The sequence below is a fragment of the Aeromonas sp. s12 genome (assembly GCF_040907925.1).
Taxonomy (GTDB): Bacteria; Pseudomonadota; Gammaproteobacteria; order Enterobacterales; family Aeromonadaceae; genus Aeromonas; species Aeromonas veronii.
Genome location: NZ_JBFOCT010000019.1, coordinates 39,626 through 50,447 on the forward strand (window position 1 = coordinate 39,626; position 10,822 = coordinate 50,447).

Below are 10,822 nucleotides of genomic sequence, written 5' to 3' on the forward strand. Positions count from 1 at the left end.
CTCTGGTTGTCAGGCGCCACGGCGCCAGCGGTGATAACGGGCCAGCAACGCCAGCACCCGGGTGGGTTGGTGGGCCCGTTTCCATTCACCCGCCACATATTTGTTCCCCTCCATCAGGGTGGGATAGGCGTGAATGGTGCCGAGGATCTTGCCAAGGCCGAGGCGGTGACGCATGGCGAGCACGAACTCGGCGATCCGCTCACCGGCGTGAGTGCCCACTATGGTGGCGCCAAGGATAGTATCCTTGCCCGGCACGGTCAGCACCTCGACAAAGCCGTGGCGCTCGCCATCGGCAATGGCGCGCTCCAGCTCGGCCAGCTCGAAGCGGGTCGCCTCGAAGGGAATCCCCTGCGCCTCGGCCTCCTTGCGATTGAGGCCGACCCGGGCAATCTCCGGCATGGTGTAGGTGGCCGCCGGAATGACCCGATAGTCGGCCCGAAAGCGCTTGAACTGGCCAAACAGGGCATTGACCGCCGCATACCAGGCCTGATGGGCGGCAAAGTGGGTGAACTGGTAAGGGCCCGCTACGTCTCCCACCGCCAGTATGCTGGGGAAGTTGGTGGCAAGAAAACCATCGACCGCTATGGTGCCGCGGGGGGCCAGCTCGACCCCCAACGCTTCGAGCCCGAAGCCGCTCACATTGGCGACCCGACCCAGTGCCAGCAGCAGTTGATCCCCTTCCACCACCTGTGTCTCATCGCCACGGTGCAGTTGCAGCCGGATGGGGAGAGCCCCCTCTGCTGCGGGCAGATAGTCGGCTCGTTCGGCGCGCCAGCCGGTGAGTAGCTGCACGCCATCTTGGCTCATTTGCCCGGCCAGGGCGTCGGCTACCTCTCTCTCTTCGCGGGGCAGCAGTTGCTCCGAGAGTTCCACCAAGGTCACGGGAATGCCGAGCAGGGCGAAGCTCTGGGCCAGCTCGCAGCCGATGGGGCCGCCGCCCAGCACCAGCAGGCGGCGCGGCGGGGTGCGTAGCTGCCAGAGGCTATCCGAGGTGAGGTAAGGCACCTGATCCAGCCCCGGCAGCTTGGGCACCAGCGGTCGGGCGCCGGTGGCGATGACGATATGGCGGCTGGCAAGGCGCTGGCCGTTAACCTCCACCTCCCAGGGAGAGACCAGCCGCGCCTCCCCTTCGATGCACTCCACTCCAAGCCCTTGATAGCGTTCGATGGAGTCGTGTGGCTCGACCTCCTTGATCACCTCAGCCACCCGCTCCATCACGGCGGCAAAATCGGCGCGGGAGTGGCTTGGGCTAAAGCCCAGCTCGTCGGCTTTACGCTGCTCTGCGGCAAAGCGGGCGCTTCGGATCAATGCCTTGGAGGGGACGCAGCCGCTGTTGAGGCAATCGCCCCCCATCTTGTGCTTCTCGATGAGCGCCACCTTGGCTTTCACCGCTGCGGCGATATAGCTGGTAACCAGCCCACCTGCACCGGCACCGATCACCAGCAGGTTGTAGTCGTAGCGAGCGGGTTTGCGGTAGGGGGTGAGCAGGCGCCGCTGGGCAAGGTGTGCGGTCAATTTCTTGACCAGCCATGGCATCAGCCCCAGCAGGGTCAGCGCGACCATCAGGCCGGGGGAGAGGATATTGCCGGTGCTGGTTAACTGGCCAAGCTCGCTGCCCGCCAGTACATAGACGAAGGTGCCAGGCAGCATGCCAAGCTGGCTGACCCAGTAGTAGGTGCTGACTCTGATGGGGGTGAGCCCCATCAGCAGATTGACCAGAAAGAAGGGGAAGATGGGGATGAGGCGCAGGCTCAGCAGATAGAAGGCCCCCTCCTTCGCCATGCCGGACTGAAAGGTGGCCAGCTTGTCGCCAAAGCGGACGGTGACCCAGTCGCGCAGCAGAAAACGGGCGCTGAGAAAGGCCAGGGTCGCGCCTATGGTGCTGGCAAAGGAGACCAGCAGCAGCCCCCAGGCGACGCCGAACACAGCGCTGCCACCCAGGGTGAGCAGGCTGGCGCCGGGCAGGGAGAGGGCGGTGCTCAGCACATAGATAAGCACGAACAGCAGGCTGGCCGAGACAAAGTGGCTGTCAACCCATTGCGCCACTGCCGCCTGCTGGGCCTGCAAGGCGTCCAGAGTGAGGTAACGGCCAAGATCGAGGGCAAAAAAGGCACCGATAAGGCTCCCCATCACCAGTGCAAGCAGCAGGCGGGTCCGGTTCATCAGGCGTCCTTGCTGTCTGGCTGGGCAGGGCGTTCCGGTTGCACCGGCAGCTGGCAGAAGCCCTGCGGCGCGATATCGAGGGCGGCGTTGAACTTGGCCGACATGTTCTGGAATGCGATAAGGCCGGTCAGCTCCACCATGGCGTCGTCGTCGAACCAGGGTTTGAGGCGGGCCGCCTGCTCATCGCTCACCCCATCGAGGCCAGTCATCGCTTCGGTATAGTCGAGCACTGCTTTCTCCCGCTCGTCAAACAAGGGGCTTTCGCGCCAGTTGGCCAGCGCCTCCACCTTCTCGCTGGAACCGGCTCTCTTTACCAGGGTCATGGCGTTGATGTCGACGCAAAAACGACACCAGTTGAGCTGGGAGACCCGCACCGTCACCAGTGAGCGCAGCACGGGATCGATGGGGGAGCGCTTGCGGTTGATGACCCCGTAGAGGGTGGCGACGGCGGCAAACAGGCGCGGCGAGCGACCCCAGCACTTGCCCGGAATAAGCACCTGACCATAGTTGCGCTTTTGCAGCCAGAAAAAGGGGCGGATAAACCAGGCATATTCCCGGTCGGGTTTGACCTCAACGCGCATCAGTTACCTTCTTGTTGTTTCACACTTACGGTTTCAAATTGGGTTTGTAGGCCTGACCAAGGCGCTCATTCAGGCGGATCAGGAAATCCTCGATCCGCGCCCGGTTGGTGCCCAGATCGCTTTGCCCCTGACGGGAGGCTGATCGCATATCGATGCGGGTCTCTTTGGGGCCGGCAAAGACCCGCAGCGCCACATCATCCTGAAAGCCGAACCAGCCGGTGGTAACCACCGCATCCAGACCGTCGGGGCTGGGTCGTACCTGCCAGCCCAGCTCCTGCATCAGTTCGCTGGCTTCAATCAGCACTTCGGCAGGAGAGGCCTTGGTAAAGAGAGGACCGGGTTTTGCCTCAACTGCTTTCAGCGGTGCGCTATTTATTGGCAGATCCTGCGCTGTTCTGAGCTCTGCCGCCCAGCGTAGCTGGGGGGGATTGTAGGGATCTGTGCTCACATCATTGATCAGCGGCATCCGCAGCGCCTGCAGCACAAAGGTCAGCGGCAGCAGTAGCGGCAAGGCGCCAAGGCCGCTGGCGTAGCGGTTGCGGCTCCAGGGCAGGCGTACCAGCAAGATCAGGGAAACAAGGGCTCCGATGAGACAGATCGCAAAACCGATCCACCAAGGCCAGAGATGAAGGCGGCTGCCGAGGGCGCCAGCGAGCGGGAGTAACCAGGCCAGCAGGGGCCACAAGCAAGAGCGGGGCATAGCACGGGATCCATCGTCGAATGTGGACAATGCCGAGAAGGATAAACTTAATTGCCTGATAACGTTAGTAAATTGATGAGAGTTTGGCGTGGTTTTGGTCAGTTTTGCGAGGGAGATGCAGAGGTCGGTGAAGCCCGCCTGACGGGAGCTTCACCGAGAAAATGGTCAGTTGCGATGACTTAGTTGCGATAGAGCACTTTGATCAGATGGAAGCCGAACTTGGTGCGCACCGGTCCCAGCACCTTGAGCAGTTCGCCCTTGAAGACGGCATCGTCAAAGGGCTTGACCATATCCCCTTTATTGAACTCCCCCAGATCGCCGCTGCGTTTTGCAGAAGCGCAGGTGGAGAAGCGCTTGGCCATCTGGCCGAAGTCGGCTCCCTTCTCGATCTTCTCCTTGATCTCCAGACACTGTTTTTCGGTCTTGACCAGAATGTGCTGGGCACAGGCTTTTTTCATCGGGGCGCTCCTGGGAGTAATGGCGAAGGTTGTTAACGCCAAGGGTGGTAGCAAATCGGGGCGCAAGAGTACCCCAATTTGCCACTGGCGTCAGCCATCACAGCCCGCCCTTTATCGGCCGTATTATTGGCGAGCGCGGGTGGCCAGCATGGCGCGTGGACGAGCTTGCCAGATGATCTCCAGCCCGAGCAGGGCGTAGAGGCTCCAGACAGCCAGCGGATTGAGCCATTCGCCCCCCAGTTGCAGGGTCATCAGAGCGCAACCTGCCAGCAACAAGGTGACCCCCGGCAGCCGCCAGTGGACGGGCAGGGGGGCCAGCATCGCCATCGCCAGCAAAATGCCGAGGCCAAACGGCAGGTTCAGGGCGGTAAAGGCCAGCGCCTGTTGGCCACTCATGCCGGTCAGCAGGGCCAGCAGGGCACTGCAACAGGCGAGAAAGGTGATGAACTCGAGACGATCGGCAATATAGTCAGCCATCTGTTCGCTACGTGCATGCATGATGTGTCTCCTTCAGTTGATGGTTCAAGTGTGAGGGAGGGACGTCTGCAAAGGCAGCGGGATAATTCGATTGCGCTGAACGAGCAATTCTTAATCACCCGCTACGGCGGGCTTTGGCGTGTGCCGGGCTGGTTAAACGGTGAGGGTGGGGCGATGCCGACAAACTCTGTCGTGGTGGGTTTCTGGTGGTAAAGAGAGGGGGAGAGGTGACAAATGGTGCCTGACGACGAAGGCAACCTTGTTCAGAGCGGGTCAGTTCGCTCCCATCGGGAAAGCGGGCGGTGTCATTGTCACCAAAATGTGTGATTTGTGGTCAACCTCTTAAAAGATATGGCGAATTTGCCAATGGCACCGCGCTGTCGCTGGCCGATGCCTATGTTAGGATAAGGTTCGCCATTTTTCTGGCGCGCATTTTTGTGTCACGGCCATGCACGGCATGGCGTGCTGCGCCGCATTCGGGGTTGGCCCGAAAGGGCGCTGGTTTCCTTCACCACAGATTCAGGAATATTGACCTTTGACAGGATGCATTTCATCCCTGCTGGCAGGGCGTTCACTGTCCGGCCCTGCGTTTCGCCGCGGCCTGCGGGTACTGGGGGTGGGCCTGTTGCTGTCGCTGCTGGCTTCGCCCGCGTTTGCCGCCAAGCTCACCTATCAGGTCAAGGGGTTGAAAGGGGAGAACAAGGATAACGTCGAAGCCTACCTCAATGCCCTGCCGGTCTATCAGGAGCGGCAATACCGTCCGGCCCGCGCCAAAATCACCGAGAGCGTGCAAAAGGCGCTGCAGGTTTATGGCTACTACCAGCCGAAAATCACCCTGAGCCGCGACAAGAAGACTCCGTCCAAAGTGGTGATTGAGGTGGACAAGGGGGAGCCGGTCATCGTCTCCCGCCTCGATATTCTGCTGGAGGGGGATGCGGGCAGCGACGAGCTTTACAGCGCCCTGCTGGACAAGTTGCCCCTCAAAGAGGGGGAGCCCCTCAACCACGCCAAATATGAATCCATCAAGGCGGATCTCGGCAGCCTCGGGCTGGCCCGCGGTTACTTTGATGCCAAGCTGAGCAAGAGTCAGGTCAAGGTGTTCCCGGACAAGGGGACGGCAGAGATCTTTATTCTGTTCGAATCGGGCCATCGCTACCGTTTTGGCGAGATCCGCTACGATGCCACCCCCGAAGCGCTTCACCTCATTCGCCCGCTTATCAACATCAAGAGCGGCGACCCCTATCTCGCCATCCGTCTGGCCGAGATGTCGCAGGATGTCTCCTCCACCAAGCTGTTCCGTCAGGTCGATATCAAGCCGGTATTGAGCGAGGCGAGCAACTATCGGGTGCCCATCGCGGTGACGCTGGATAACCGGGTCGATCACGAAATCGAGACCGGTATCGGTTACGCCACCGACGTAGGGCCGCGGATGAGTGCCACCTGGGAGAAGCCCTGGGTCAACCGCTACGGCCACCGTCTGTTTGCCACCGCCAAGGTGTCGGCGCCGGAGGCCGAGCTCAGCTTCGACTACCAGATCCCGGTGGGTAACCCGCTGCGGGACTACTACTCCATCCAGACCGGCTACCAGTACAAGGACAACAACGATACCCGCTCCGATCTCACCACTATCGGTGTACACCGCTGGACGCGACGGCCGGAGAGCTGGGATCGGGACGTCTTTATCCGGCTGGAGAACGAGATCTATACCCAGGGTGCCGACGAGGGGAACAGCTTGCTGCTGATCCCCGGGGTCTCCTGGTCCCGACTGCGGGTGCGCGGCACTCTGGTGCCCGATTGGGGGGATCGCCAGCAGCTGACGCTGGAGTTCTCCGACCCCAGATGGGGCTCCGACATCAGCTTTATGCGGGTGTGGGGGCGCAGCAAGTGGCTGCGAACTCTTGGTGATAACCACAGATTCCTGATGCGGGCAGAGCAGGGGGCCATCATAGGTGACAGCTTCTCGCTGGTGCCGCCGTCCTTGCGCTTCTTTACCGGTGGCGATCAGACGGTGCGCGGCTTTGGTTACGAGAGCATCTCCCCCACCGGGCCGGATGGCAAGCTGACCGGTGGCCGCTACACCAGCGTGGCCAGTCTGGAATACAACTACCGCTTCAGCGAGAAGTGGCTGGGGGCCATGTTTGTGGATGGCGGCACCTCCACCACCGATTACAGCGAACCCTGGAAAATAGGTACTGGCGTCGGTGTGCGCTGGGTCACCCCCATCGGTCAGGTCAGGCTGGATCTGGCGGTCGGGGTATCGGAGGAGGACAAGCCCTTGCGGCTGCATTTCGCATTGGGGCCTGAATTATGATGTTGTCTAAACGCTTTTTTCTTTGGCCGCTGCGGCTGTATCTTGCGCGGGGGTCTGCATTGTGATCTGGCTAAAACGTATTTTTCTCTGGCTGATGGGGCTGGTGTTCCTGCTGCTCATCGGCGTCAGCCTGCTGGGCTTTACCCATCAGGGCAACAAGTGGTTGTGGCAACAGGCCAAGGGAGCGCTTCCTTCTCTTAAGGGGGAGCTGGTGGCCGGTCAGCTTGGCTATGGCTGGACTCTGGAAGGGGCGGGTTGGCAGGATGAGCTGGTGGATGTCACTGTGGATCGCGCCGTGCTCGACTGGGATCTCGGCAAGTTGCTGCAGGGCAAACTCTGGATCAAATCGCTTGAAGTGACTCATCCGGTGGTGAAGGTGGCTGACTCGGAGCCTGCACCGGAAGAGCCTTCCGAACCCTTTGTCTGGCGCCCGCTGCCACTCAAAATTCAGGTCGACAGCCTCAAGGTAGCCGATCTCGATCTGGCGGTGCCCGGTGTGGCTGTGACCCTGGGGTCCCTCGATATCGGCGCCACCCTCAATCGCAAGGGGCTGATTGTACGCGGCCCGGTGCTCGATAACCTGAAGGTGACGCTGGATGATGCGGCACCCGCCAGCGCAGCCAAATCTGCCAAGCAGCCGGCCGCTAACGAGAAGCAAGCCGGTGCTGCGGTGGCGCGCAACGACAAGGCCAGCGCCAAGACCCCCAAACAGGGCAAAGGGGCGCCAGCTGCAAATACGGCAAAGGCAGCCCCCATTCTCCTGCCCGCCATTCACCTTCCTTTCCCCATCCAGCTGGAAGGGGTCAGCGCGACCCGGGTGCAATATAAGCAGGGCGAGCTGATTGAAGGGCTCGACAAGCTGCTGCTGTCGGCCACTGCTGCCGACGATCGCATCGAGGTGCGCGAGCTCTCGCTGCGCCACGCCATGGCCGATCTGGCGCTCAAAGGACACATCCAGCTCAGTGATGACTACCCGCTGGCGGTGACCCTGGATGCCAAGGCCCGCAAGGGACTGCTGGATGGCGAGCTGCAAGGGGAGCAGGCCACGCTGGCGCTGAGCGGTTCGGTCGGCAAGCTGGGGTTGGCGTTGTCGGCAAAGGGACCGATTGCAGCCAATCTCAAGGGCTCGCTGGCCGCCCTCGACCCGGATCTGCCCTTTGATCTGGCCCTCGACTGGAAGAGCCTCGGTTGGCCTCTTCACAAGCCAGCCAAAGATGAGCCGAGCTATCGGCTGGACAAGGGGAGCCTGACTGCCAAGGGCAAGCTCTCCGGCTACCAGTTTGCCCTCAATACCTCCGGCAAGGGGACCGATGTCCCCCCCTTCAAGCTTGCGCTGGACGGCAAGGGGGATCTGGAGCGGCTCAGCAAGATCGCCTTGCAGCTCAATGCCCTCAAGGGTGAGCTGAAGCTTGATGGCAAGCTCGCCTGGAACAAGGGGATCGAGTGGCAGGGGACCACCCTGTTCAAGGGGATCAATCCGGCCGAGCTGCTGCCCGAGCTGAAAGGGACGCTGGCCGGTGAGCTGGAGAGCCGTTTCGTGATGAACGAGGCGGGTCACTGGGAGCTGAAACTGCCCAAGCTCAAGGTGGATGGCAAACTCAACCAGTACCCGCTGGCCCTCAAGGGGGAGCTCAGCGGCAACGACAAGATGGAGTGGCAGATCCCGGCGATCTCGCTGCAAAGTGGCCCCAACCAGTTGCAGGCCAAGGGCAGTATCAGCAGCGCCCAGTGGAAGCTCGATGCCAACCTGCAGGCTCCCCAGCTGGGGGGCATCTATCCCGGCCTGAAAGGGGATATCAAGGGGCAGGTGAAGGTCAGTGGCAATCAGCAGACGCCAAAAATCGATGCGGATCTCGCCTCCGAGCGGCTCTACTATGCCGGCACCGACCTGAAGGGTATTAGCCTCAAGGGCAATGCGGTGATCGGCGCCAAACCGGCCGGTGAGCTCGCGTTGTTGGTGGCGCAGTTGAAACAGGGCGAAACCAAGCTCAGCCAGCTGGCCCTGAACCTCAGCGGCGATATCAGTCAGCATCTGTTGACCCTGACCATGAAGGGTGACCCTGTTGCGGCCAACCTCAAACTGGGTGGCGGCGTGCGCGGGGATCACTGGCGCGGGGCGCTCTCCGAGTTGCGGCTGAAAACCCCGCTGCGCCGTTGGGACTTGAGCTCCCCCTGGGCGCTGGATCTCGATCTGCCGCGTCAGCGGCTGGCGATGGGGGATCTCTGCCTCGGCTCCCAAGGGGCCAGCCTCTGCGTCAAGGGGAGTCAGGTCTCCGCTGCCCAGGGTACCCTGGAGTTTGCCCTGAGCGAGTTTGATCTCAAGCGGCTGCGCCCCTGGTTGCCGGACAACTTCCGCTGGCAGGCGATGCTCTCGGCCGATGGGCGTGCCAGCTGGCGTGGCAATCAGCCGACCCTGCATGCGGTGGTGCGCACCACGCCGGGCACTTTTGTGGCAGATGGCCTCAAGACCGACTATCAGCAGCTGGCTCTGGCCCTGGATTTCGAGCGGCAGCAGGCGGCCATTCGCCTCGATTTTGCCTCCAAGCAGATCGGCAATATCGATACCGATCTGCTGATCAAGGAGCCTGCCGGTCGCGGTCTGCTCGGCGGTCAGCTCAAGTTTGACGATCTCAAGCTCAATACCTTCGCGCCGCTCATCCCTGAGGTGCGCTCCCTGCAAGGGATCATCTCCGCCGATGCCCGTTTCGACGGCACGCTTGCGGCGCCCCTGCTGTTTGGTCAGCTCAACCTGCGTGACGGTGAAGTGCAGACCCACTCCGATATGGTGACCCTGACCAAGCTGGTGACCCGCCTCAAGATCGAGGGCAACCGCGCCGAGCTCGATGGCTCCATGCTAGTGGGCAAGGGGCCGCTGGCGTTGGGCGGCTGGCTCAGCTGGGCCAAGATGCCGGTCAGCGGCAGCCTCACCATTCAGGGCAAGGATCTGGAGGCGCAATATCCGGGCATGGGCCGGGTCAGAGTCTCGCCCGATATCGCGGTGTCGCTGGGGGAGGAGACCCGGATTACCGGTCAGGTGGATATTCCCTGGGCACGTATTCTGGTCAAGAGCCTGCCGGATTCGGCGGTGGCGGTCTCCGACGATGTGACTGTGGTCTATGACGATCTGCCCCCGGCTCCCAAGCAGGCCAGCCTGCCGCTGGCGATGAAGGTGGCGATCCGCCTTGGCAACGATGTGAAGCTTGATGCCATGGGGCTGAAGACCGATGTTTCGGGCGGCCTCAATATCCGTCAGGATCCCGAGAAGCCGCTGGCAGGTAACGGCCAGCTGGTGCTGACCAACGGCCGCTTCAAGGCTTACGGTCAGAACCTCATCATCAAGGAGGGGCGTATCCTCTTCTCCGGTCCGCTGGATCGGCCCTTCCTCAACATCGAGGCCAACCGGGATCCCGATACCATCGAGGGTCAGGTGACGGTCGGGGTGCGGGTGACTGGCCCTGCCAGCAAGCCGGAGATCACTGTCTACTCCGAGCCGCAGATGGCGCAGTCGGAACAGCTCTCCTATCTGCTGCGCGGCAAAGGGTTGCAGACTGGCGGTGAGGATGGCGGTTTCAACGGTCTGCTGGTGGCCGGTGCGGTGAGTCAGGCCAACGGCGTGGTGTCGAGCATCGGCGAGTCGCTCGGGATGAGCGATGTCTCCCTCGATACCGCGGGCAGTGGTGACAACACCCAGGTGACGCTGTCTGCCTATCTGCTGCCGGGTTTGCAGTTCCAGTACGGGGTTGGGGTTTTCAGCCCCATCGCCGAATTCAAGCTGCGCTACGAGGTATTGCCACGGCTCTATCTGCAGGCGATGAGCGGGGTGGCTCAAGCAGTCGATATCTTCTATCGCTTTACCCTGTAACGCGTCACTCTGTAACAAGGCAGAGATGAGAGTAAACGGGAGGCGCAGGCCTCCCGTTTTTTATTGCGCAATCGACCGCGGGCAAGCCGTGATAAAGGTTGGCAGTGCAGAGGGAGAATGGATTGCGATGGGCCAAAAATGCGAAAACCCGGCGCTAGGCCGGGCTTTCTGAATGATGGTGGAGGGAGAAGGATTCGAACCTTCGAAGGCAGAGCCGTCAGATTTACAGTCTGATCCCTTTGGCCGCTCGGGAACCCCTCCACGGGGTAT

At 61.7% G+C, this 10,822-nt stretch carries 7 protein-coding genes and 1 tRNA gene; 2 read left to right on the forward strand and 6 right to left on the reverse strand.

What is annotated here, in order from left to right:
* Positions 1 to 9 precede the first annotated feature (9 nt).
* The 5 genes from AB5Y67_RS09485 to AB5Y67_RS09505 all read right to left on the reverse strand — a co-directional run bounded on the left by AB5Y67_RS09485 (position 10) and on the right by AB5Y67_RS09505 (position 4,400).
* A complete protein-coding gene (locus tag AB5Y67_RS09485) occupies positions 10 to 2,163 on the reverse strand; it encodes an FAD-dependent oxidoreductase (protein WP_199428388.1) in 2,154 nt (717 codons plus the stop codon).
* Positions 2,163 to 2,744: a carboxymuconolactone decarboxylase family protein gene (locus AB5Y67_RS09490; RefSeq protein WP_021231092.1), complete on the reverse strand. Its 582-nt coding sequence runs from the start codon at positions 2,742 to 2,744 to the stop codon at positions 2,163 to 2,165. Before AB5Y67_RS09490 ends, AB5Y67_RS09485 begins: the two co-directional genes overlap by 1 nt.
* 25 nt (positions 2,745 to 2,769) lie before the next feature.
* On the reverse strand, positions 2,770 to 3,444 hold the full coding sequence (locus AB5Y67_RS09495; protein ID WP_110302879.1) for a DUF1499 domain-containing protein: 675 nt from the start codon (positions 3,442 to 3,444) through the stop codon (positions 2,770 to 2,772).
* Between the two features lie 179 nt (positions 3,445 to 3,623).
* A complete protein-coding gene (locus tag AB5Y67_RS09500; RefSeq protein WP_005334269.1) occupies positions 3,624 to 3,902 on the reverse strand; it encodes a peptidylprolyl isomerase in 279 nt (92 codons plus the stop codon).
* Positions 3,903 to 4,025: 123 nt separating this feature from the next.
* Entirely contained in the window at positions 4,026 to 4,400 is a 375-nt protein-coding gene (locus tag AB5Y67_RS09505) for a hypothetical protein (RefSeq protein WP_110302880.1), read from the reverse strand.
* Between the two features lie 514 nt (positions 4,401 to 4,914).
* Here AB5Y67_RS09505 and AB5Y67_RS09510 point away from each other — a divergent pair.
* Both AB5Y67_RS09510 and AB5Y67_RS09515 read left to right on the forward strand, forming a co-directional pair.
* Positions 4,915 to 6,690, forward strand: a complete 1,776-nt coding sequence (locus tag AB5Y67_RS09510) for an autotransporter assembly complex family protein (protein WP_005334265.1) — start codon at positions 4,915 to 4,917, stop codon at positions 6,688 to 6,690.
* 61 nt (positions 6,691 to 6,751) lie between these two features.
* Positions 6,752 to 10,552, forward strand: coding sequence for a translocation/assembly module TamB domain-containing protein (locus AB5Y67_RS09515; protein WP_199428389.1), 3,801 nt, complete (start codon positions 6,752 to 6,754; stop codon positions 10,550 to 10,552).
* A gap of 176 nt (positions 10,553 to 10,728) precedes the next feature.
* On the opposite strand, the gene AB5Y67_RS09520 is transcribed toward AB5Y67_RS09515, so the two are convergent.
* Positions 10,729 to 10,813 (reverse strand) — tRNA-Tyr (locus tag AB5Y67_RS09520).
* Positions 10,814 to 10,822 lie beyond the last annotated feature (9 nt).